Here is a 22926-nt window from a genome sequence, read left to right as displayed (position 1 = left end):
GCCCTTAAGCGCCCGCCTGGAGCAGGCGCTCGACGATGTGGAATCCGGCCACATAGGTGCCGATCCCGGCCCCCAGACTGCTCAAGACGAAGACGACCAGCACGCGCGAGACCCGATTGCGCCACCAGCCGGTCCAGGTGGACACGTCGGCGCGCAACCGGCTGAAGTCGCCCACACTGGGCTTGCGCAGATAGAGTTCGACAGCGCCCGTGATCATGCCGGCCCCGATGGCCGGGTTGAGTGTGGTCAGGGGCGCGGCGAGAAAGGCCGAGAGAATGGTGAGTGGATGTCCGGCCGCGAGCAGCGTGCCGAGCGCCGAGAGGCCACCCGTGATCAGCACCCAGCCGATCAAGAGATCCAGGCCCAATTCGGGACTTACCGCGAACCCATAGCCGAAGCCGGCCAGGATCAGGAGCAGTACGGTCCAGGCAAAGAGGGTCGGCCAGCGACTCGGCGGCGGCACCTGCTCCAGTTCGCTCAACACAGCGGACGGAGCGGACGGCAAATGCTCCAACGCTTCGGTCACGCCCTTGAGATGACCGGCCCCGATCACGACCAGAACACGCTTGGCTCCCACGCGCGCGATCTCGCGTTTGAGCCTGGCGGCCATATAGCGATCGCGTTCCTCGATCAGAGGAATATAGAGATCGCGACGATCAGCGGCGAACTCAGCAAAGGCCGTCTCCAGCACGTCGCCCTCCTTGAGCCGCTCGACGTCCTCTTCGGTGACCTCGTCGGAACTGATCATGGCTGTCAGCAGTCCCGCAAACAGGCCATAGCGTTTCCACCAACCGAGATTGGCCGAGATGCGTTTGAGTGTGATCCCGATCTCGCGGTCGACGAGCAGCAGGTGCAGATCCTGATCCTTGGCCAGACGCAGCGCGGTGCGTTGCTCAGCGCCCGGCTCGATGCCGAACTGATCGGCGAGCCGCTGCTGATAGGCCGCGAGCACCAGATTGGCGACGACCATGTAGACTCGGTTCTGGCGGATGACCGAGAACAGATCCATCTGCGCCAGGGTGCGCGGATCCATCAGGGCATTGAAACGGCTGCGGCACAGTTCGACCGCGACACTGTCGTAATCGCCGGACTGGATCAGCTTGCGCACCTGATCAGCGCTGGCGCGCGAGACATGAGCCGTGCCGAGCAGCGTCAGCTCGACACCATCGATCACCAGATCACGCCGTGGTTCCGTCGAATCGGCCATGATTTCTCGTTACTCATTCAGTGTGGGACAAAGAACGTCATCATACCTGAGTCTCGGCCTGTTTCTCGAACCGACCCCATGAACGCGCCGCCTTCGATCCGGGCGTTGGTCCAGCCGCCTGGATGCCGTATCATCGCGTGCAAAGATCGCTATCCGTGGCGTGTCAAAGACCTGTGCATGCGTCCAGTTCACTTATGATCAGCCAAGTCATCCTCAAGTCCCGGATCGCCAGCTACGCCTCAGGGGCGGGCCGCAGGCGCCTCGGATCGTTCACGGCTGGAGTTTTAGCGCTCTCGCTGCTCGCGGGCTGCAATCCAGTCAAGCAAGACCGTCTATCGGACAGGCTCCAGAACGCGACCAATGGCTATCAGACCGCCCTGCGCTGGGGATACTTCGAGAACGCCTACGGCTATCTCCACCCCGATCAACGCGACAAGACACCCATGCCGGACACCTTGACTGGCCTGCGCCTGACCGGCTATGACGTCATCCAGTCCCCGGTGATGGATACTGAAGCGGAGACCGCGACTCAGATCGTGGCTATCGACTATCTGTACGAGGATCGTCAGGTCGTCAAACAGCTCAAGGACCGTCAGCGCTGGCGCTACGACGCCGAGAAGAATACCTGGTGGCTCGAATCCGGCCTGCCGGCCTTCGAGCGATGAGTCATCTGCTCACTGTCTGTCTATTGCTGCTGCTTGGCTGGTTCTGGCTCGACAGCCTGCGCGCGCGCGAGATCGCGCTCGGTATCTGTCAGGCGGCCTGCCGGCAGCGCGATCTGCAATGGCTCGATCAGGCCGTGGCCCTGCGCCGACTCGGTCTGTCCTGGCGCTCCGAGGGTGTGCGACTGCGTCGCGTCTATCGCTTCGACTTCAGCGAAGAAGGCACAGGCCGGCGCCAGGGCTATATCGTGATGCGTGGCCTGAATCTGGAGGAGTTGAGCTTCGGGTTGCCCGAACAGGTGTCGGACGCCTGAAGGCCCTGACACGGTCGCGTCTCACTTGACGACCTTGAGCGTCGGGGCGCCCTTCTTTCCCTTGGGACGATCCGGTGAGGGTTTGTCGCCCGAGCCGCCTTTCGTGTCGGGCAGCGCGGCCAGTTTGGGACCGGAAGCCGGGGCATTGGCCGCCTGGGTCGGTTCGGGATAACTGGGTTCGGGAAAGACCATGCCCTGCCCGTTCTCGCGGGTGAAGATGCCGACTACGGCCTCGGTTGGCACCAGGACATCCCGCGCCACGCCACCGAAACGTGCGTTGAACTCGATCCAATCGTTGCCGATGACCAGGCTGCGCACGGCGCCGGGGGCAATGTTGAGCACGATCCGCCCATCGGCGACGAACTCCATCGGCACGCGTGTGTCAGGAAAGCCCGCGTCCACCACCAGATGCGGCGTCATCTGGTTGTCCAGGATCCAGTCATAGATCGCCCGAATCAGATAAGGCTTACTGGACGTCATGCTCTCGTCAGTCGTTTCGTTCATCGGCGGATATCCGCGATCATCTCTTTTTCGGCCTCAGTGAGGCTCAGGCGGAAGGCATCCCAGGTGAAGATCCGCTTCATATAGACTCGAATCGGATCGCCCTGCTTCGGCAGCTCGACGCCAAGCATGGGCAGACGCCACAGGAGCGGCGCGACACAGCAGTCAACCAGCGAGAACTCCTCGCTCATGAAAAAGCTATGGGCCGCGAATACAGGCGCGGTGGTAATCAAGCTCTCCCGCAATTCCTTGCGTGCCTGCTCGATATCGTCTTTTTCGCCATGGAGAATACGCCCCATGAGTGAATACCAGTCGCGGTCGACCCGGTACATGAACAACCGGGCGCTGGCGCGCGAAACCGGATCGACCGGCAGCAGTGGCGGATGGGGAAAACGCTCGTCGAGATATTCCATGATGATCCGCGACTCATAGAGACGCAGATCGCGGTCGACGAAGGTCGGCACCGTGCCATAGGGGTTGAAATCCATCACCTCGTCGGGCAGGGCCTTGGCATCGACGTCCACCACGTCGACCGCGATGCCTTTCTCGGCCAGCACCATCCTGACCCGATGACAATAGGGACAGGCCGGATCGGAATAGAGGGTCATTGAAAGTGTACCGGTTGGCAAGGCGAGAACGAAGCGCGGCGACCCTCGCGGGTCGCCGCTGTGGGCCGATCAGTGGACGTCCTTCCAGAACTCCTTCTTGAGGAGATAGGCCAGAATGAACAGGAAGCCCAGGAACAGGAGCACATAGCGACCGAGACGCTGACGCTCCAACTGGAATGGCTCGCCGACATAGGTCAGGAAGTTGGTGATGTCCCGCACCATGGTGTCATATTCCTGCGGCGACAACCCGCCTTCCTCGACCAGCTTCACACCCGCGATGATCGGCGCGCCGCCCGGCTCGTGCGACGGCTCCATGACGGCCTGCTGACGCCCCTGGAGATCGCCCAGGACGTGCGGCATACCGACCAGCGGGAAGAGCACGTTGTTGACGCCATAGGGGCGCGTGTCGTCCAGATAGAAGCTCTTGAGATAGGTGTACACCCAATCGGGCGAGCGCCAGCGCGTCACCAGCGTCAGATCCGGCGGAACCACGCCAAACCACTTGAGCGCATCATTGTCAGCCATGGACTTGGTGATGAGATCACCGGGCTTAGCATCGCCGAAGAGCAGGTTCTGACGCAGCGCGATCTCGTCAATGCCAAGATCCTTGGCGAGACGGTTGTAACGCATGTACTGCAGCGAATGACAGCCGTTGCAGTAGTTCATGAAGTACTTAGCGCCGCGCTGCAACGAGGTCTGGTCGCGCAGATCGATATTGGCGGGTTCCAAATGCGGGCCGCCGCTGAAGGCCAGCAGGGCCGTCGGCGCCAGCAGCAACAGGGTGGCCAGGATCAGCTTTCTCATGATGTCACCCTCTCAGGAACGGGCTTGGTCTTATCCAGCGAGCTGTAAATCGGCATCAACAGGAAGTAGGCGAAATACAGCACCGTGAAGATCTGCGACAGCAGGGTATAGAGGTCGGACGCCGGCTGAATGCCCAGCCAGGCCAGGGCGACGAAGGAGACCGCGAAGATTCCGGTTGCCCACTTGAAGATCGGCCCCTTGTAGCGCATCGACTTCACCGGGCTGCGATCAAGCCAGGGCAGCACGAACAGGATGAGGATGGCCGCGAACATCACCACCACGCCGGGGAACTGCGAACCATACATCGGCGGCACGGCGCGTAGCATGGCGTAGAACGGCGTGAAGTACCAGACCGGCGCGATATGCGGCGGTGTGAGCATCGGGTTGGCCGGTTGGAAGTTTGGTGCTTCCAGGAACAGTCCGCCCATGGTCGGGTTGAAGAACATGATGTAGCTGAAGATCGCCAGGAACACGACCACGCCCATCAAATCCTTAACGGTGTAATAGGGGTGGAACGGAATACCGTCAGCCGGCGCCTTGTCGCTCCAGCGGTTACCCTTGGGTCCGTCCTTGATCTCGATGCCATCGGGGTTGTTGGATCCGACGTGATGCAGGGCCACGATGTGCAGGAACACCAGGCCGGCCAGCAGGAAGGGCAGCAGGAAGTGGAAAGCAAAGAAGCGGTTGAGGGTCGCATCCGAGATGACATAGTCACCGCGTACCCACACCGAGAGATCTTCACCGACGACCGGAACCGCCGCGAACAGGTTGACAATAACCTGAGCGCCCCAATAGGACATCTGTCCCCAGGGCAGTAGATAGCCAAAGAACGCGGTCGCCATCATCACCAGATAGATGACAACACCGATCATCCACAGCAGCTCGCGCGGCTTGCGGTAGGAACCCCACAGCAGCCCACGGAACATATGCAGATAGATGACGATGAAGAACATCGAGGCACCGGTCGAGTGCATATAGCGGATGATCCAACCCCAGTCGACATCACGCATGATGTACTCGACCGAAGCGAAGGCCAGGGTGGCATCCGGCTTGTAGCTCATGGCCAGCCAGACGCCCGTGACGATCTGGATGACCAGGGTGAGGATGGCCAGCGAGCCGAAGAACGACCAGAAGTTCAGGTTCTTCGGAGCATAGTATTCGGAGAGATGGTTACGCCAAGTCTCCGACAGTGGGAATCGCTTGTCGATCCAACTGAGATTTTCGGTCTTTTCAGCACTCATCAGGCGCTCCCTCGATCCTCACCAATGAGGATGGTGGTGTCGTTGAGGTAAACGTGCTTCGGAATCCAAAGATTGGTCGGCGCCGGCACGTTCTTGAACACGCGAGCGGCCAAATCGAAACGCGAGCCGTGACAGGGACAATGGAACCCACCCTTCCAGTCGGATCCGAGATCCTCGGAGCCGAATTCAGGCCGATAGGTCGGCGAGCAGCCCAAGTGGGTGCAGATGCCGATCGCGACCAGATATTCAGGCTTGATCGAGCGCGTGGAATTCTTGCAATAGGATGGCTGGTGATCCACATCAGAGCTGGGATCGACCAGTTTGGGATCATTGCTCGGCAGGGCGGCCAGCATCTCGGGCGTGCGATACACCACCCACACCGGCTTGCCACGCCACTTGACGCGCAGGAGGGCGCCCGGCTCCAGTTTGCTGATGTCCGCCTCGACCGGCGCACCGGCCGCCCGAGCGCGAGCACTCGGATTCATGGATGCGACGAACGGGACGAGCGCGTAGCCGGCACCAACGGCACCGACCACGCTGGTCGCGGCAACGAGTACTCGTCGCCTCATTTTGTTCACGCCTTGCGCGCTCATAGGCCAATATCCCCCGGCTGATGCGAGCACCGCCCACGGCCAACCCCAGGCGGGTACCTCACGCAGCTTGGATGAAACTTCAGGTGGAAAAGTTGAAAATAGGACGATCGATGCAAAATCGACCGCGCATTCTCCGTGATTTCAGCGGGATTGGTCAAGGACGGAGCGAATACAGCCATCCTCACCGGCGCCGCGCCGGGCGCCCGTCACGCTGGATTGTCGATCTCGACGAACCGATGCCAGAGCCCGAAACGCTCGGCTAAATGTGCGCCAAGTGCCTGAACACCATAGCGTTCCGTTGCATGATGGCCAGCCGCCAGATAGCAGAGTCCCAGCTCGCGCGCCTGGTGTGTGGTCTGCTCGGAGAGTTCACCACTCAGGAAGGCGTCGACGCCAAGAGTGGCGGCCTGTTCGATATAACCCTGACCACCTCCCGTGCACCAGGCGACGCGCTCGATGGAACCGGTCTCACGCCCGATACGCTGTGCTGGACGTGCGAGCCGCTGCGAAACATGGGCGGCGAAATCCTCGGGCGTCATAGCCTGGGCCAGCCGACCGACCCAGAGCAGACCATTGGCCAGTGCGGTTGGTTCCGTCTCCACGAATCCGAGACGCTGGCCAAGCGTGGCGTTGTTGCCAAGCTCGGGATGAGCATCGAGCGGTAGATGATAGGCGATCAGACTTGCCCCTGCCCTGAGCAATGTCCTTGCGCGCCGTCCCTTCAGTCCGGTTAGGCAGGGGTTCTCGTTTTTCCAGAACCAGCCGTGATGGACCAGGATGGCGTCGGCCTGCTCGGCGATCGCCGCCTCGATCAACGCCGCACTGGCCGTAACGCCCGACACCAGACGCTGAACCGGCCGTTCGCCCTCGACCTGCAAGCCGTTGGGCGCATAGTCAGCGAAGCGCGCGGCGTCGAGCAGGTTATCGCAATACTCGATCAGATCAGGTAGTTCAGTCATTACCGTGCGTTCATTCGCCAAGGATGTAGCCCAGGTCGATCTCCAGCTCATCGAAGGGCGGGATGCGCTGCTTGAGCGCCTCATCGCCGGTCGCCGTGAGGCTGGCGATGGTCCGGTAGCCGTCTCCGTCGAGCTGCCAGGCGACCAGGGAGCGATCCTCGGGCCAGATCAGCCAGTAATAGGGCACGCGATGGCGTTGCAGCAGCAGAAAAAGCGTCAGCGTGTCCTTGCGCTCATGGCCGGGCGAGACGATCTCGCACACCCAGTCCGGCGTGATCTCGACAACACCGCGCGGACGCTCCGGCAGTCGCCCCTTGCGCCAACCGGCGAGATCGTGAACCGGGCACTGATGCATGCTGTAGTTGACGCTGACCTCGGTCGCGATCCACCAGCCGCCGGGGCCGGAAGTGCGTCGCAAGGTATCGAGTTCAGCGACCGTATTGCTTTGCACGAATCCGTGTTCCATGCGCGCCATCGGTCGCTGCACAATCTCGCCATCGATCAGCTCGATGCGCTCCTCGGGATCGGCGAGCAGATCGTCGAGGGTTTTGAGTTTGAACGCTTCCATCGGTATCGCTCTGGTGTGACGAAATGTGTTCTAGATCACGGGCGAGGCGCGTTCGATTCTACCGAAAAAAAAGCCCGGCGGGCGCCGGGCTATAAACGTCTCATGATGAGAGAGACGAGGAGGACTCGGTACGATCCGTAGCGATCGGGCTTGATTGATCTTGGTTGTTGCGCCCGACTGGATCTGAAATCAGTGCATGAACAGACCGCCGTTGACCGGCAGATTAGCGCCCGTCATGTAAGCGCTTTCGTCGCTGGCCAGGAACGCGATGGCGGCGGCAATCTCGGCGGGCTGAGCCATGCGACGCATCGGAATACCACCGATGATGCTGTTGCGCACGTTGTCATCCATCGCCAGTGTCATGGCGGTCTCGACATAGCCGGGCGAGATGGTGTTGACGGTCACACCCTTGGATGCGCCTTCCTGAGCGAGCGCCATGGTGAAGCCGTGCATACCGGCCTTGGCCGCCGAATAGTTGGCCTGACCGAACTGGCCGCGCTGACCGTTGACCGACGAGATGTTGATGATGCGTCCAAAGCCGCGCTCCAGCATCCCTTCCCACACCTGACGGGTGACGTTGAAGACGCTGTTGAGGTTGACGTTGATCACGGCCTCCCAGTGCGCCTGCTCCATCTTTTTGAAAGTTTTGTCGCGGGTAATGCCGGCACAGTTGACCAGAATATCGATGGGGCCGAACTGTTCGGTGATCTCCTTGACCATGCGCGCGCTATCCTCGAACGAAGACACGTCAGCGGTGATGGTCGCAATGTCGAAACCCTCGGCCGCGCGCGCCTGCTTCCACTCCTCGGCGGCGGCCGCCTCGGACGGGTGACAGTTCGCCACAACGGTGCAGCCATCCTTTGCCAGACGGGTGCAGATCGAAGTGCCGATGCCGCCGATGCCGCCAGTGACGAGTGCGATACGAGCCATGGATTTCCTCCAGAGATTGTTGGAATTATTGAGAATCGTCGAACGTCAGGGACACTTTACTACCAAGGGGCAGGAAAGGTGAAGCCTTTAGTCCATTGGGCGTGCTCCCGGTCGCTCCAGAAGCATGACCAATGGCGATCCATCCCTGGATCGCGATGGCCGTGGCTAGCGCCTTAGACCGCAACGCTCTTGCGCAGGTCTTCGCTGACTTCGCTGAGGTTCTTCTCGACCCAGACGCGGTAGTCGTCACGCGCTTCGCCGACGAGCTGCATGGTGGCCTTGCTATCGGCCATGACGCGCTCGCTCAGTTCCTTGGTGGCCTCGACCTGACCCTTGAAGAGGTCATTGTAGCCCTTGGACTCGGTCGCCAGCGTCATCAGACGCATGCTGTGATCCATGTACAGGTTCACGGCGTCCATCTGACGGGCGGCCATCTTCTCGAAGATGCGCACGTTCAGCTCACCGAAGCTGGTCATGCGCTCGACGCTCTTGTTGGTCCACTCGTTGACGGTCTTGAGGCTGTCGGTGGTGTTCATCATGATCTCTCCGTAAGGTTTGTGCAGTGCAGCAATGTTGCATTGCACAATAAAGCTGTGATGCACCGCCGTCAAGCGCAATTTTTGCAATCCTCATTATTCTTTTTTCTTGCGCGGCGCGACCGGAAAACCGGCCGCGCGCATGAGTTCGTCCTGCAGGTCGGCCCAGATCTCGACGTTCTTCTGGGTCAGACGCGTGACGGTCTCGAAGGGATTGTCGGTGAGCGCCTTGGTCATTTCCTGCTGCTGCTTGGCGAAGAGATCGAGCGAGGATTCCAGATAGCGGGCAAAGGTGCCCTGGAGGGTACCGCCATAGAAGCGGATGACCTGGGCCAGCATGTTGGCACTGAACAGCGGCGCCCCGCCGCTCTCCTCCTCCAGCATGATCTGGAGCAGGATAGCGCGGGTGATGTCGCTGTCGTTGGCACTGTCGAGGACGCGGAAGGGCTGCCCGCTCATCACTAGATCGCGCACGTCGGCGAGCGTGATATAGCGGCTGACTTCGGTGTCGTAGAGGCGGCGGTTAGGGTACTTCTTGATGATGCGCTCGCTGTTCATGGGCACCTGGCGGTTCGGCTGGTCGTTCGGCAAGTCTACCCCAATCACACGAACGCCCCGCCGATCCGGGATCAGCAGGGCGTTCGCTGTATGGAGCGATTCAAATGGCTCAGTCCGCCGGCTCAAGGCCGACGGAGGGTGCGTCACATCCGCTCGACCGCCAGCGCCACGCCCTGGCCGCCGCCGATGCAGAGTGTTGCCAGGCCCTTCTTGGCGTCGCGCTTCTGCATCTCATAGAGCAGGGTCACCAGCACACGCGCGCCAGATGCGCCGATCGGATGGCCGATGGCAATGGCGCCGCCGTTGACGTTGACCTTGGACAGATCCCAGCCCATATCCTGGTTGACCGACATCGCCTGCGCCGCGAAGGCTTCGTTGGCCTCGATCAGATCCAGATCCGCCGGAGTCCAGCCGGCTTTCTCCAGACACTTCGTCGAGGCCGGGATCGGGCCGGTGCCCATGATGGCCGGATCGACACCGGCGCTGGCGAAGGCCACCAGACGGGCCATCGGTGTCAGACCCAGCTCACGGGCCTTGGACTCCTTCATGACCACCACCATGGCCGCACCATCGTTGATGCCGGAAGCATTGCCCGCCGTAACGCTGCCGTCCTTAGCGAAGGCCGGACGCAGCTTGCCCAGGGACTCCGCCGTGGTGCCGTGACGCGGAAACTCGTCAGCCGCGAACACCTTCGGATCGCCCTTGCGCTGCGGGATTTCGATCGGAATGATCTCGTCCTGGAAGCGACCGGCCTTCTGCGCGGCCTCGGTCTTCTGCTGCGAGGCGGCGGCGAAGGCATCCTGCTGCTCGCGGTTGAAGCCGTACTGCTTGGCGATGTTCTCGGCGGTGGTGCCCATGTGGTAGTTGTTGAAGGCATCCCACAGACCATCGACGATCATGGTGTCCTTCAGCGACCAGTCGCCCATGCGCTGACCGTCGCGCGAATGCGGCAGGACGTGCGACGACTGGCTCATGCTCTCCTGACCACCGGCGATGACGATGTCGGCGTCGCCACAGGCCACCGCCTGCATCGCCAGATGCACCGCTTTCAGACCGCTGCCGCAGACCTTGTTGATGGTCATGGCCGGCACCGAATGCGGCAGACCCGCGTTCAGCGTGGTCTGACGGGCGGGGTTCTGGCCCACGCCGGCGGTCAGCACCTGGCCGAGAATCACCTCGTCGATCTGATCCGGCGCGATTCCGGTCCGTGCCAGCAGACCCTTGAGCACGGCGGTGCCGATCTCGGTGGCCGACAGGGACGACAGACTGCCGCCAAAGGTTCCGATAGCACTGCGGCCGGCGTCGACGATGACGATGTTCTCGCTCATGGCGTGGATGTCCTCTCAATCTGTTTGTGAAGTGGATGAGCATCCCCGATATGGGGTCGCGACGGGCGGATTCTACGCGCCTTTGTTGCAGTGCACAAATTCACATGATACCGTTCGCCTAACACCACGCGCCACGAGGAGGGCTCGGCCATGACCAACACGAATTTCTTCAACGACGACTGGCTCGAACTGCAACGTAAATACTGGGACAACTGGACTGCCATGAGCCGCAAGGCCATGGGCATGGACGCCGAGTCGAACACGACCACGCCCTGGGAATCCGCCATGGATCAATGGTGGAAAGCCATGGCACCCGCCGCACCGGATCTGTCGCGCTCCTTCATGGAGAAAATGATGGATCAGGGCAAGAACTTCTTCCGTCTGGCCGACAGCTTCGGCCAGCGCGCCGACGAGGGCAGCGCCGGCAACGGTCTGGAACTCTGGACCAAGACGCTCGAAGACATGCAGAAGCGCTTCACCGGCTCGCTCGACGACAGCGGCAGCACCATGCAGCGCCTGATGTCGTTCTGGGAGCTGCCGCTCGACAACTGGCAGCGCATGATGTCCTCGATGTCGCCGCTGCCGGGCGACGCGCTGCGCAATATGCCCCATGATCAATTCAAGGACAGTCTCAACCGCGCGCTCTCCGCGCCCGGTCTCGGTTACACGCGCGAGGAGCAGAGCCAGTATCAGGAACTGATGCGCAGTGCCATGGAGTATCAGGCCGCGCTCCAGGAATACACCAACGTCTACACCCAGCTCGGTGCGAAGTCGGTCGAGCGTATGGGCACCTATATCCAGGGCGTCATCGACAGCGGTAAGACCATCGACTCGGCGCGTTCGCTCTATGACAACTGGGTTGCCTGCTGCGAAGGAGCCTATGCCGACGAGGTCGCGACTCCCGAATACGCCCGTATCCACGGCCGTCTGGTCAATGCTCAGATGGCGCTCAAAAAGCGCATGTCGATCCTGGTCGACGAGAACCTGGGCACGCTCAACATGCCGACCCGCAGCGAACTGCGCACGCTCCAGGATCGACTCCAGGAGACCCGTCGCGAGAACAAGTCCCTGCGCCACAGCCTGCACACGCTGGAGCGGCGCGTCGCGGCCCTGGCCGGCGAGGAACCGGTGAGCACGCCGACCACGGCGCTCAAGTCGCCCGCACCCGCTGCCAAAGCACCGGCGCGTCGGCGCACGACCAAGACCAATCCGGCCGATTAACGCCTGAACGCCGCTCATACAGACGAACACCACGAGGACAGAGATCATGTTCCCCATCGATATTCGGCCGGACAAACTCAGTCAGGAAATGCTCGACTACAGCCGCAAGCTGGGCCAGGGCATGGAGAACCTGCTCAACGCCGAGGCCATCGATACCGGCGTCAGCCCCAAGCAGCCCGTCTACAGCGAGGACAAGCTGGTTCTCTATCGCTATGACCGGCCTGAGGGTGCACCCAAGGCCCAGCCCGTGCCGCTGCTGATTGTCTACGCCCTGGTCAACCGGCCCTACATGACCGACATCCAGGAAGACCGCTCCACCATCAAGGGACTGCTGGCCACCGGCCAGGATGTCTATCTGATCGACTGGGGTTATCCGGATCAGGCCGACCGCGCCATCACGCTCGACGACTATATCAACGGCTACATCGACCGCTGTGTCGACCATCTGTGCGAGACCCATGGCGTCGACAGCGTCAATCTGCTCGGCATCTGCCAGGGCGGCGCCTTCAGTCTCATGTACAGCGCGCTGCACCCGGAGAAGGTGCGCAATCTGGTGACCATGGTCACGCCGGTCGACTTCAAGACCCCGGACAACCTGCTCTCAGCCTGGGTGCAGAACGTCGACATCGACCTGGCGGTCGACACCATGGGCAACATTCCGGGCGAGCTGCTGAACTGGACCTTCCTGTCGCTCAAGCCGTTCAGCCTGACCGGCCAGAAGTACGTCAATATGGTCGACCTGCTCGACGACCCGGACAAGGTCAAGAACTTTCTGCGCATGGAGAAATGGATCTTCGACAGCCCGGACCAGGCCGGCGAGACCTTCCGTCAGTTCATCAAGGACTTCTATCAGAACAACGGCTTCATCAACGGCGGCGTGCGGCTGGGCGGACAGGACGTGAACCTGAAGGACGTCACCTGCCCGGTGCTCAACATCTTCGCGCTCCAGGACCATCTGGTGCCGCCGGATGCCTCCAAGGCGCTCAAGGGTCTGACCAGCAGCTCGGATTACACCGAGTTGGCCTTCCCCGGCGGTCACATCGGCATCTATGTCAGTGGCAAGGCGCAGAAGGAAGTCACGCCCGCCATCGGTAAGTGGTTGAACGAACGCTAACCGCCGCTTCCATGCCTGACCCCCGCTCCACGGGGGTCAATCCTGGATGTAAAAATGTCGCCAGCCGATGCCACTGACGCGAATCAGCTGCTCAAAGAGCATCGGGGTCGGCACCGCCTCACCCGGAAAGACCTCCTCGATCTGAACGAACACACGCCCGAATCCGCCGTGCTGTTTCCAGTCCCAGAGCCAGGGCGGGCGCGTCTCGCCACAGGCCGGACAACGCACCCCGGCATGTAGATGCGCGGCCCAGTGATCGACGCGTTCGCGCCAATCCGACAAGGGCGCACGACAGCCCGCACAGCGCGGCGCACGGGTGTTGCGCCCGACCACCAGACGAGGATGCGGGCTGAGCGGCGGAATCCGGATGTGCGAAAAATGGGCGCCGGTTTGAGGCGCATCGCGAAGCTGAACAGCACAGCCGGCAAAGGTCAGCAGACTCAGAAAGTTCGGTCCGATGGCAAAGGCCAGACCCGCTTCGCGCTCCAGCGCCACACCAAGCAGGCTAGACTGGGCCAGTCCCTCGACCAGCAAGCCGATGTCCGGGGCTAGATGCGGATCGGACGGCGTCAGAACCAGCCGCCCTGTGTGGAGCGCTGCATGCGACTCACTGGCGTCAGGCTCCTCGGGCAGCGGGTTTACATGGCTCAAGCGCAGATCATTGGGTTTCATTGGATGAGTGTCTGAAAATCGAAGTTCAGGTCCGGGCTTGGCAATTGCAGATAATGTCCCTGAATGTATTCAGGCCGACACATCCAAACGCGCCGCAGATCGTCCGGACTGTCGATGCCAGGCACGATCACGGCGACTCCGTGTAGACGCAGCGTCTGTATGCTATTGACGAGATAGGTTTGATCCGTCGACCGGCCGACCGCGATGGTCAGCTTGGCCAATTTCACACCGAGTCGCGCGAGTTCATGTGCCTCCGCCTCGCTGCCCGTAACATTGGCGGCACACAGCTCGATCCCCTGCTCCGCCAAACGCCCGAACAGCACGGCCGCTTCACGGTGCCGTCGACGAATCTCAGCAAACTGGAATTCAAGCACGGTTCGGCTCTGAAGCGGTGCAATTTGTTTCTGTTGCTGTCTCAGCCAATTCAACCAATCCGAGGCCATCAGTGTCGCGAGGTTTTGATGCAGCAACAGTCGGGGCGGCTGACCAGAGGTCGTCTGTGCGACTACCGTCTGCCAGGTGCGTTGCAGCACCCAGCGGTCGATGCTCGGCATCAGCGCGGCGCGCGCGGCCACAGCCAGAAAATCAGCGGGCGAGAGTTCATCACCGCTCAGGGTGCGCAAGCGGATTTGTGCCTCATAGAGCCCCTCAGTATGCGAGTCGAGCGGGAGAATCGGCTGAAACAGCATCCGCAGTCCATCCTGAGCCAGGGCGGTCTTCACCAGACGACTGACCACCGCCTCGGTCATGACAGCCGTACTCTCGGTGGTGACCGGCGACCAGACATGCACCCGATCACCACCCGCCTCGCTAGCGCTTTGGACCGCCCGCTCGGCGCGTGACATCAGCGACTGGAGATCGGCCGGCGGCGGATCGAACGAGGCCACGCCAATGCTCAGCGTCAGCGGCCGCACGCTCGCCGGCTCCCGCGCCGCCAGTCCATGGACCTGATCATGCAGTTGATCGGCCAGCGCCTGGAGTTTTTCGGCATCATCGCGGCGCGTCAGGATGGCATAGCGGAAATCGTCCAGGCGCGTGGCCGCTTCATTCACGGTCAGATGCCGCCCCAGAGACTGCTCCAACTCGCGCAGCAGACGTTCGACCCCGCCATGTCCCAGCCGTTGCAGCAGTCGCTGGCTCGAATCCAGATCCAGCAACAGCAGCCCCTGTCGCTCGCTCCCCGGCGTCCAGGTGTGCAGCAGACGCTCCAGATAGGAGATGAAGACCGCGCGCGGCAGGAAACCACGAGCCGTCTCGCGACGATTCATCAGCATGAGCCGGTCCTGAAGCCAGCGCGACAGACGCAACTGCTGTTCGATCGCGGCGACCAGCACTTCACGCCCCGCCGACTTTGGAATGAAGCCATCACCGCCGGCTCTGAGCGCCCACAACTGCCGGATCGGATCGATCTCGTCGGCCAGAAAGAGGATCGGCAGACCATGGAACTGGTCATCATCGCGAATGATGGCCGTCAGTTCGACGCCCGACACCTGCGAGAAATCCATGTCCATCAGCAGCAGGTTCGGCTTGAAGGCCAGCAGGCGCACCAGGAGCTTCATGGGATCGCTGACAATCAGCGTCGTCATGCCGACGGCAGCGAGTATGGGCGCCAGACGTCGCCCCAGGTTGGGATCCTCCACCGCCAAGAGGATATGGTAGCGGGAGGATTCCAGGGATCCGCACAGCGCCAGAATCCGGCTGGCGAGCTGCCGCACCGACACCGGCCGGGCAACATAGCTGACGAGACCGGCACGGCGCGCGGCCAGGCGGCGCGCGAGTGTTTCCTCGCCATGCTCCTGAGCGGCCGCCAGACCGATCAGGCTTGGACGCCGGCGCGTGGATTCGGCGATCTGCTGGCACACTGTCTTGAGCAGCTCATCGCCCGGGATCAGTGCCAGGTCGAGCACGATGACCTCGGGAGCGACCTCTGAGGTCGCCGGTATGAGCGTGCTGACATCCGAGAAAGTGTGGACATCGATCCCGTGCGATTGGAGCCGGGGGCACAAGGATTCCATCAAAGCGGTGTGTGTGCTCAACACATACACGCGACCGCTTGATTCGGCATTGGTCATGGGCACTGTGTCACCTGGAGCCTTTGAATCGCGCAAAAGAGACGCGCTGAAATTGTAGAGACATTTGGGTGTCTATTGAAATCGCGATCCCCTTTCGCTAGCGTGCAACTCTGAAATGCTGCTGGGGGTGTCCATGACGTCAGCGTCCGTCATGGGCTGAGAACAAACCCTTCGAACCTGACCCGGATCATGCCGGCGCAGGAAAGCCGGCGAGAGCTTCGATCCCTTCGATCACGGCTCCAGGCGCCTCAGGCGCCAGGCCACTCTCTCCATCCGCCTTCCCTGCTCCGCCGATGTCGGCCGCCCGGTTTTGCCGTGCAGGCAGGCCCCGCCAGCGATCTCTGACTCAATCCCAGGCGCCCAGGCGCCGCGTATCCGCCTCCGAGGAATTTTGATGAGCGCTATTCCGCAAGACTTCGTTCGCAAGACCGCCCAGCTCTCCGAGGAGGTGACACGGCCCTTTCCGAACTCGCGCAAAATCCATGTCACCGGCTCGCGTCCCGACATCCGGGTACCGATGCGCGAGGTCGCCCTGACGCCGACCCAAACCAGTGCGGACGTGGAAGAGAATCCGCCGGTTCTGATCTACGACACCTCCGGTCCCTATACCGATCCCGCCTCACGCATCGATCTGCTCGCCGGACTGCCGGACATCCGCTCGAGCTGGATCGGCGAGCGCGCTGACACCGAGGAACTCTCCGGCCCGACCTCCGCCTTCGGTCGCGCACGCCAGAGCGACCCTCAACTCGCTCATCTGCGCTTCGAGCATCTGCGCACCCCGCGGCGCGCCAAGCCTGGCCGCAATGTCACCCAGATGCACTATGCGCGTCAGGGCATCATCACGCCCGAGATGGAATACGTCGCCATCCGCGAAAACATGCGTCTGGATGAATTACGCGCCGATCCGCGTTACGCCAAGCTCCTGCGCCAGCATCCGGGTCAGTCCCACGGTGCGGCCATTCCCGAGACCATCACGCCCGAGTTCGTGCGCGAGGAGATCGCGTGTGGACGCGCCATCATCCCGGCCAACATCAATCACCCCGAGCTGGAGCCGATGATCATCGGGCGCAATTTCCGGGTGAAGATCAACACCAACATCGGCAATTCGGCCCTGACCTCGTCGATCGAGGAGGAAGTCGAGAAGATGGTGTGGTCGGCGCGCTGGGGCGGCGATACGCTGATGGATCTCTCGACCGGTAAGCACATCCATGAAACCCGCGAGTGGATTCTGCGCAACGCGCCGATGCCGATCGGCACCGTGCCCATCTATCAGGCGCTGGAGAAGGTCGACGGCCGGCCCGAGGAACTGACCTGGGAGATCATGCGCGATACGCTCATCGAGCAGGCCGAGCAGGGCGTGGACTATTTCACCATCCATGCCGGCGTCCTGCTGCGCTATGTGCCGCTAACGGCCGACCGGCTCACCGGCATCGTCTCGCGCGGCGGCTCGATCCTCGCCAAATGGTGTCTGGCGCATCATCAGGAGAACTTCCTCTACACCCATTTCGCCGAAATCTGCGAGATCATGAAGGCCTATGACGTCGCCTTCAGTCTCGGCGACGGGCTGCGTCCCGGCTCGCTGGCCGATGCCAATGACGCGGCGCAGTTCGCGGAACTGGAGACCCTGGGCGAGCTGACCCAGATCGCCTGGCAGCACGACGTCCAGGTCATGATCGAGGGTCCGGGGCATGTGCCCTTGCAGATGGTTCAGGAGAACATGACCAAGGAATTGGCCGACTGCTTTGAGGCGCCCTTCTACACCCTCGGCCCGATCGTCACCGACATCGCCCCGGCCTACGATCACATCACCTCCGGCATGGGCGCGGCCAACATCGGCTGGTACGGCACCGCCATGCTCTGCTATGTCACGCCCAAGGAGCATCTGGGCCTGCCCAACAAGGAGGACGTGCGCGAAGGCATCATCACCTACAAGATCGCCGCCCATGCGGCGGACCTGGCCAAGGGGCTGCCGGGCGCGCAGATTCAGGACAATGCGCTGTCGAAGGCGCGCTTCGAGTTCCGCTGGGAGGATCAGTTCAATCTCTCGCTCGATCCCGAGCGCGCGCGGGAGTATCACGATGCGACCCTGCCGCATCAGTCGCACAAGGTCGCGCACTTCTGCTCGATGTGCGGCCCGCACTTCTGCTCGATGAAGATCACCCAGGACGTGCGTGACTATGCCGCCAATCAGCGGATCGAAGACGTGGAGGCGGCGGTCGCGGAAGGCATGCGCGAGAAGGCGCGCGAGTTCCGCGAAGATGGCGCGGCGATCTACAAGGCGGTCTGAACAGGAGCGGCATCCGATGGACACCCAGGCCACCGACCTTTATCCAGTCACCGAACCCTTCGCCGTCCATGAGCTGGTCGTCGACAACGGCCATCGGCTCTATGTCGAGGAATGCGGACGTCCCGATGGCCTTCCGGCGATCTTTCTGCACGGCGGACCGGGCGCCGGTTGCGAACCGGCGCATCGCGGTTTCTTCGATCCTGAGCGCTATCGAGTCGTGCTGTTCGATCAGCGCGGCTGCGGGCGTTCGCGGCCGCATGCTTCACTCATGGCCAACACCACCTGGGATCTGGTCTCTGACATGGAGCTGATCCGCCAGCAGCTCGGGATCGAGCGCTGGCTGGTGTTCGGCGGCTCCTGGGGATCGACGCTGGCTCTGGCCTATGCCGAGACCTATCCCGAACGGGTCGCGGCGCTGGTGGTGCGCGGGATCTTTCTCTGCCGTCCGGCGGAGATCCGCTGGTTCTATCAGGAGGGGGCGAACTGGGTCTTCCCCGATCTCTGGGAGGACTTCCTGGCGCCCATTGCGGAAGACGAGCGAACGGATCTGCTCGCGGCCTATCACGCGCGGCTCACGGGCGAGGACGCCGCCGTTCGGCTGGAGGCCGCGCGCGCCTGGTCGATCTGGGAGGGACGCACGGCCACCCTGCTCGCCAATCCCAATGTCCAGGCCCATTTCGCTGATTCGCAGGTGGCCCTGAGTCTGGCACGCATCGAGAGTCATTATTTCGTCAACGGGGCTTTTCTGGCGCCGGATCAACTGCTACGCGACGCGCAGCGGCTCGCGGAGATCCCAGGTGTGATCATCCAGGGACGCTATGACCTCATCTGTCCGATGCGCTCGGCTTGGGAGCTGCATCAGGCCTGGCCGACGGCCCAGTTGCAGATCGTCCCGGATGCCGGGCATTCGGCGTTCGAGCCTGGGATCCGCCGCGCGCTGGTGGCCGCGACGGATCGCTTCGCGCGCGAGCTGGCATGATCGGGTTGCTGCAACGGGTCAGTGAGGCGCGCGTGGTGGTCGCGGGCGAGACGGTCGGTGCCATCGAGCGCGGTCTGCTGGTGCTGGTCGGTGTGCAGCGTGGCGATGACGAGGCACGCGCCGAGCGGCTGTTGGAGCGGCTGCTCGGCTATCGGGTCTTTCCCGATGCGCAGGATCGCATGAACCTGAGTCTGCGCGACATCGGCGGCGGTCTGCTGCTGGTGCCGCAGTTCACGCTGGCCGCTGACACCAAGAAGGGTACGCGCGCCAGCTTCACGTCCGCCGCGGCCCCTGATGAGGGGCGGCGGCTGTTCGATCATTTGGTCGAACGCGCGCACGCGGCCCATCCTCGGGTCGCTACGGGACGCTTCGGGGCTGACATGCAGGTCAGCCTGATCAACGACGGCCCTGTGACCTTCTGGCTCGAAAGCTGAATCCGAACGCCCGACGACACTATTAGTGTTTAATTCGAATTGAGTATAAATACTTACTAGCATTTCACCAACAAAGTGCTAGGATTTATGTCGATCTCCGCTAAATAGCAGATTTAATTAGTCTGTCAAACCCTTGGAGATTGTAGGTGTTGCGTCCCGTGTGATCATGTACCGCGAAGGAGTTATCCTTTGTTCCTCGCCCGCCAGGTGCTCCAGCGGACCGCGCTTGAAGTTTGAGAATCGGCCAGCGAGTCTATCCAGAACACGATAAAGGTTTAGCACGCGATGGTTATCCGTCTACATAAAAACGTGCGTACCATGTCCGCTGTCCGACGTGAGATCCATGAGTCGACGCGGCCGACGCGCGAGGACGCTCAAGCACCGAGGACGCTTCGCACAGCACGCGTCTGATGCCTACCCAGGAGGTCGTGCTGATGGAGTTGCGTAAAACCTTGTTGTTGCCACTTGATGACCTGCTGGCCATCACGCACGATTTTATCAGTACCGCTTCTCGCGTTCGGGGTTTGATCGCCGTTTGCGCCGTCATGGCGTCTCTAACCTCCAAGTGCTCAAGCCCCCCCATCGACCTGGACTCGCGTCCGGTCAAAACCCTCAAGCCGACAGCCTCACTCAGAGTATCGAGCGTTATGTCCAAGCCTACAAATCAACACATTCCGCAGAAATCTCTCAACCACACCACCCCGATCCAGGCGCTCAAGAACTGGTACGACAAACACCCTGCACTCTTCAAAAAACGTGTCTACAATCTCTAGGTATTTGACACAAGCCTGAGTGCTTGTATTGTGATTGAAATTTAGTTTTAGAATTGTTAATTTGTTGGTAAACGGATTTAAAGTGTAAAAGTCCGGGTTACGGAGAACCGGCAACGACTGAAAGTGGCTGTGCGCTCTTGAGGCCGCTATCAATTTTCGCGATTTTTTGCGTTTGTTAATCGGAGAATTTATGAAAACCCTATTTGCTTTTATTTGTTTCGCGATTATTTCTTCGCCTGTTTTAGCACAAACTGGTGCTGTGCATGATAACGAAGTTGCTAAAGGTCGAATAGACTTTGGTTGGGAAGGGTCAGGTGGTGGAAATCTTGAATCTTACAGTAAGTCATCCACAGGTTACCCTGGACGTCAAGGCCAGTTTAAATTCATCTTTGGCGGCGCTCCAACGATGGGTAAAATTTTGTTCACGCATTACAATGGCTCCGGGTGGAGAGATGTAATTGCTATAATGCCAAGCGGAGATTTGATTGCTAAAGGAACAATGAAATCTACCCAAATGATCGTTGGAACAGAAAGTGAGATTTGGCCAGACTATGTATTCAAAGAATCTTATTCATTGATGCCAATTGCTGATTTGAAGCAATTCATTGAGAAAGAAGGTCATCTTCCGGGAATGCCGACTGCGGCAGATATCGAAGAAAATGGTCATAATTTAGGGCTTGTTAGTGTAAAAACACTGGAAAAAGTCGAAGAGCTTGCGCTTTATGTCATTCATCTCAAAGAAGAGAATGAAGATCTGAGAAGCGAGCTAAATGCATTAAAAACGACTTTAGAAAAGTAGAATCTCGCAAGTCAAAAAATCGGCAGAATTTTATATTCTGCCGATTTTTTATTTCCTAATCATATGGAATCTAATAAATTAGCCATGGATTGAACATTCTTATTCAATAATTTTGCCATTGAATTTTGTTGGCTAGTCAAATAATTGTTTGATTTTTCTAAAAAATCGGGTTCTGAAAGATTTTTTAGAAAAGAAGTATAGTCGAATCTGTCAATTAGCGAATAAGGAAAATGATATAAATGAGAATCCGTTGCATTCATTGCTGTAAGAACGCTGGCATTATAGGCGGTTGCTATTGCTGAAGATATACTGTAATCACGATATCGTGATGCTTTTTTTATCAAAGGTAAAATAAGATCTGATTGTGTTATTTTTCTATAGTAGTCTTCATGAGCTATTTTATGCTGATTGTTTTGCATGTCATTAAATTCGAAGAATTCCATTAATCCGGATTTGATCAACAAGTCTTTGAATTTTTTAATATCTTCTGCTTTGCCTCCTCCAGGAAGTATAAATTTGAGATTTTTTTTACCCAACTTGGTTTTTGTTAAGCCATCTATTAACATTTCATAGGCTCTATTACTCGTGTTAATGCCGCCAGGTATGGCGATTTTAATGGAATCACATGATTTTTTTTCAGTAGTTTTAAGAGGCGCAAGAGAATACATAACATGCGTTGCGCTGTGCAAAAAGTCAGAATAAAAATAAAAAAAAGCATTAGGAATAAAATCCCATAAAAAAGCTAAATGTACTTTTGGTTTTTTTGAATTATTATTTATTAAGTTTATTTTTTTTATGGTATCCGCCGGCAGTTCTGGAAAATGATGTATGATGCCTAGAACAATTGATTCAAACTTCAGATAAAAATCCGGAGCCTGACCTTGAAAGCTATTTGCAATTATAAGATCATATTTTGAATCTGATATTTTTTCAACAATTTGTTTTTCTTTGTCATGTCGCCATTTTATAGTTAGTTCATAATCTAATCCAACGTAATGATCAAGCACGTTTCCTTTGCTTTCTAAAGCGGGTTCCGAATACATTATGTCCGGCTTTATTTTAAGCGTGTTTAAAGCATAAATATAAGCGGGCATGCATTCTTCGTGTACAGGCCATTTTTCGGCTATTAAAATTTTCATTACAAACCTTGGTTATTAGTTTAATGATTTTATCGTATTACGACCGTTGAGCTGCGGTAGTTGTCAGCATACTTGTCGCCTGCATCGGTGTTAAGTCACTTAAGAGACAAGCCAGGGTGCAGGTTGGCACTGGGGTTGGACAAGATGACCATGACCAGGTCTCTGTGGCCTGTAGGCCGCTTCAGTGCTGGGGATGTTGCCCATGTCGCTGTGGAACAGCCAGGAGCCTTGAACCAGGATCTGAGCATCCTCGCCTACTCGATGTATTAAGAAAGATCGCAAGAGCAAGCGACATGTATTCTGACACTGAGGGGCTGACTGGCTTCCCACACCGAGCGCAGGATACAGAACTTTCTGCTCGGCCACCTCACGCGGACTCAGGTTCTGCGGCGGCAGCAACTTCGCCACGATCGCCGCTCGGCGCTCGGCGTTCTTCGGAATACCCGCTCATCACTCAGTTCCTCGCGCCCCCAGATGTATTAAGGAAACGCTGAACAATTCCGTTTTGGCGAAGGGGTCTGAGTGATACCCTTGTGCCCTGTGTTCTCCACCGCCCTCAGCCTGACGACGATGCCCAAGAAACGCGCCCCGAAGCCGAAGTACCAGACCCGCCGTGAACGGTTCCTG

23 protein-coding genes, 2 pseudogenes and 1 riboswitch are annotated in these 22926 nt (G+C 59.4%); of the genes and pseudogenes, 10 read left to right on the top strand and 15 right to left on the bottom strand.

The features are described from left to right. Positions 1–4: 4 nt before the first annotated feature. The gene (locus GJ668_RS14765) at positions 5–1207 is read right to left on the bottom strand and encodes a TraB/GumN family protein (RefSeq protein ID WP_155450901.1); all 1203 of its coding nucleotides are present in this window, start codon (positions 1205–1207) and stop codon (positions 5–7) included. A gap of 194 nt (positions 1208–1401) precedes the next feature. Between GJ668_RS14765 and GJ668_RS14760 the strand changes: the two genes are divergently transcribed. Continuing rightward, positions 1402–1872, top strand: a complete 471-nt coding sequence (locus GJ668_RS14760) for a hypothetical protein (RefSeq protein WP_155450900.1) — start codon at positions 1402–1404, stop codon at positions 1870–1872. Then, positions 1869–2183 carry a DUF3301 domain-containing protein gene (locus GJ668_RS14755; protein ID WP_155450899.1) on the top strand — a complete coding sequence of 105 codons (315 nt, stop codon included), beginning with the start codon at positions 1869–1871 and terminating at the stop codon, positions 2181–2183. Before GJ668_RS14760 ends, GJ668_RS14755 begins: the two co-directional genes overlap by 4 nt. Positions 2184–2204: 21 nt before the next feature. On the opposite strand, the gene GJ668_RS14750 is transcribed toward GJ668_RS14755, so the two are convergent. The 11 genes from GJ668_RS14750 to GJ668_RS14700 all read right to left on the bottom strand — a co-directional run bounded on the left by GJ668_RS14750 (position 2205) and on the right by GJ668_RS14700 (position 10809). Next, positions 2205–2687, bottom strand: coding sequence for a ClpXP protease specificity-enhancing factor (locus GJ668_RS14750; protein ID WP_155450898.1), 483 nt, complete (start codon positions 2685–2687; stop codon positions 2205–2207). Then, positions 2684–3292 carry a glutathione S-transferase N-terminal domain-containing protein gene (locus GJ668_RS14745; RefSeq protein ID WP_155450897.1) on the bottom strand — a complete coding sequence of 203 codons (609 nt, stop codon included), beginning with the start codon at positions 3290–3292 and terminating at the stop codon, positions 2684–2686. Before GJ668_RS14745 ends, GJ668_RS14750 begins: the two co-directional genes overlap by 4 nt. 69 nt (positions 3293–3361) lie before the next feature. After that, positions 3362–4096 (bottom strand): cytochrome c1, encoded by a 735-nt coding sequence (locus GJ668_RS14740; RefSeq protein ID WP_155450896.1) that lies wholly within the window; start codon positions 4094–4096, stop codon positions 3362–3364. Then, positions 4093–5337 (bottom strand): cytochrome b, encoded by a 1245-nt coding sequence (locus GJ668_RS14735; protein WP_155450895.1) that lies wholly within the window; start codon positions 5335–5337, stop codon positions 4093–4095. Before GJ668_RS14735 ends, GJ668_RS14740 begins: the two co-directional genes overlap by 4 nt. Beyond that, complete coding sequence (petA, locus tag GJ668_RS14730) at positions 5337–5930, bottom strand: ubiquinol-cytochrome c reductase iron-sulfur subunit (RefSeq protein WP_155450894.1); 594 nt, start codon at positions 5928–5930, stop codon at positions 5337–5339. The genes GJ668_RS14735 and petA overlap by 1 nt, the downstream gene beginning before the upstream one ends. A 206-nt stretch (positions 5931–6136) precedes the next feature. Continuing rightward, positions 6137–6889, bottom strand: a complete 753-nt coding sequence (locus GJ668_RS14725) for a Nif3-like dinuclear metal center hexameric protein (protein ID WP_155450893.1) — start codon at positions 6887–6889, stop codon at positions 6137–6139. A gap of 10 nt (positions 6890–6899) precedes the next feature. Further along, positions 6900–7457: a Uma2 family endonuclease gene (locus tag GJ668_RS14720; protein ID WP_155450892.1), complete on the bottom strand. Its 558-nt coding sequence runs from the start codon at positions 7455–7457 to the stop codon at positions 6900–6902. 189 nt (positions 7458–7646) lie between these two features. Further along, positions 7647–8387 carry a beta-ketoacyl-ACP reductase gene (gene phbB / locus GJ668_RS14715; RefSeq protein WP_155450891.1) on the bottom strand — a complete coding sequence of 247 codons (741 nt, stop codon included), beginning with the start codon at positions 8385–8387 and terminating at the stop codon, positions 7647–7649. Between the two features lie 173 nt (positions 8388–8560). Next, complete coding sequence (locus GJ668_RS14710; RefSeq protein WP_155450890.1) at positions 8561–8923, bottom strand: phasin family protein; 363 nt, start codon at positions 8921–8923, stop codon at positions 8561–8563. 96 nt (positions 8924–9019) lie between these two features. After that, entirely contained in the window at positions 9020–9481 is a 462-nt protein-coding gene (phaR, locus tag GJ668_RS14705; protein WP_155450917.1) for a polyhydroxyalkanoate synthesis repressor PhaR, read from the bottom strand. 143 nt (positions 9482–9624) lie between these two features. Further along, on the bottom strand, positions 9625–10809 hold the full coding sequence (locus GJ668_RS14700; protein WP_155450889.1) for an acetyl-CoA C-acetyltransferase: 1185 nt from the start codon (positions 10807–10809) through the stop codon (positions 9625–9627). A 150-nt stretch (positions 10810–10959) separates the two neighbouring features. On the opposite strand from GJ668_RS14700, the gene phaE reads away from it, so the two are divergent. After that, the gene (gene phaE / locus GJ668_RS14695; RefSeq protein ID WP_155450888.1) at positions 10960–12030 is read left to right on the top strand and encodes a class III poly(R)-hydroxyalkanoic acid synthase subunit PhaE; all 1071 of its coding nucleotides are present in this window, start codon (positions 10960–10962) and stop codon (positions 12028–12030) included. 46 nt (positions 12031–12076) lie between these two features. Further along, a complete protein-coding gene (locus tag GJ668_RS14690) occupies positions 12077–13144 on the top strand; it encodes a class III poly(R)-hydroxyalkanoic acid synthase subunit PhaC (protein WP_155450887.1) in 1068 nt (355 codons plus the stop codon). A gap of 36 nt (positions 13145–13180) precedes the next feature. Here GJ668_RS14690 and GJ668_RS14685 read toward each other — a convergent pair whose 3' ends face one another. Both GJ668_RS14685 and GJ668_RS14680 read right to left on the bottom strand, forming a co-directional pair. Continuing rightward, positions 13181–13816: a hypothetical protein gene (locus GJ668_RS14685; protein WP_246194915.1), complete on the bottom strand. Its 636-nt coding sequence runs from the start codon at positions 13814–13816 to the stop codon at positions 13181–13183. Next, positions 13813–15888 carry an EAL domain-containing response regulator gene (locus GJ668_RS14680; protein WP_155450886.1) on the bottom strand — a complete coding sequence of 692 codons (2076 nt, stop codon included), beginning with the start codon at positions 15886–15888 and terminating at the stop codon, positions 13813–13815. The genes GJ668_RS14685 and GJ668_RS14680 overlap by 4 nt, the downstream gene beginning before the upstream one ends. A 113-nt stretch (positions 15889–16001) precedes the next feature. Next, a riboswitch (TPP riboswitch) is annotated at positions 16002–16109 on the top strand. Between the two features lie 173 nt (positions 16110–16282). On the opposite strand from GJ668_RS14680, the gene thiC reads away from it, so the two are divergent. The 6 genes and pseudogenes from thiC (at position 16283) to GJ668_RS14655 (ending at position 21160) form a co-directional block, all read left to right on the top strand. Further along, positions 16283–18175: a phosphomethylpyrimidine synthase ThiC gene (gene thiC / locus GJ668_RS14675; protein WP_155450885.1), complete on the top strand. Its 1893-nt coding sequence runs from the start codon at positions 16283–16285 to the stop codon at positions 18173–18175. Positions 18176–18191: 16 nt separating this feature from the next. Then, positions 18192–19154, top strand: coding sequence for a prolyl aminopeptidase (gene pip, locus GJ668_RS14670; RefSeq protein ID WP_155450884.1), 963 nt, complete (start codon positions 18192–18194; stop codon positions 19152–19154). Then, entirely contained in the window at positions 19151–19588 is a 438-nt protein-coding gene (gene dtd, locus GJ668_RS14665; protein ID WP_155450883.1) for a D-aminoacyl-tRNA deacylase, read from the top strand. The genes pip and dtd overlap by 4 nt, the downstream gene beginning before the upstream one ends. 365 nt (positions 19589–19953) lie before the next feature. Continuing rightward, positions 19954–20159: pseudogene (locus GJ668_RS21290) on the top strand (IS481 family transposase); the annotation flags it as partial. Positions 20160–20210: 51 nt separating this feature from the next. Beyond that, positions 20211–20361, top strand: a pseudogene (locus GJ668_RS21285) (IS481 family transposase); the annotation flags it as partial. Between the two features lie 190 nt (positions 20362–20551). Beyond that, a complete protein-coding gene (locus tag GJ668_RS14655) occupies positions 20552–21160 on the top strand; it encodes a hypothetical protein (protein WP_155450882.1) in 609 nt (202 codons plus the stop codon). A gap of 59 nt (positions 21161–21219) precedes the next feature. Here the strand turns inward: GJ668_RS14655 and GJ668_RS14650 are convergent, their stop codons facing one another. Further along, a complete protein-coding gene (locus tag GJ668_RS14650) occupies positions 21220–22254 on the bottom strand; it encodes a hypothetical protein (protein ID WP_186343125.1) in 1035 nt (344 codons plus the stop codon). Positions 22255–22926: the final 672 nt, after the last annotated feature.

The sequence above is a fragment of the Allochromatium palmeri genome (assembly GCF_009720725.1).
In the GTDB taxonomy this organism is placed as follows: Bacteria; Pseudomonadota; Gammaproteobacteria; order Chromatiales; family Chromatiaceae; genus Thermochromatium; species Thermochromatium palmeri.
The sequence above is the reverse complement of the archived record's forward strand: the minus strand, read 5'-3'. Positions and strand labels throughout refer to the sequence as shown.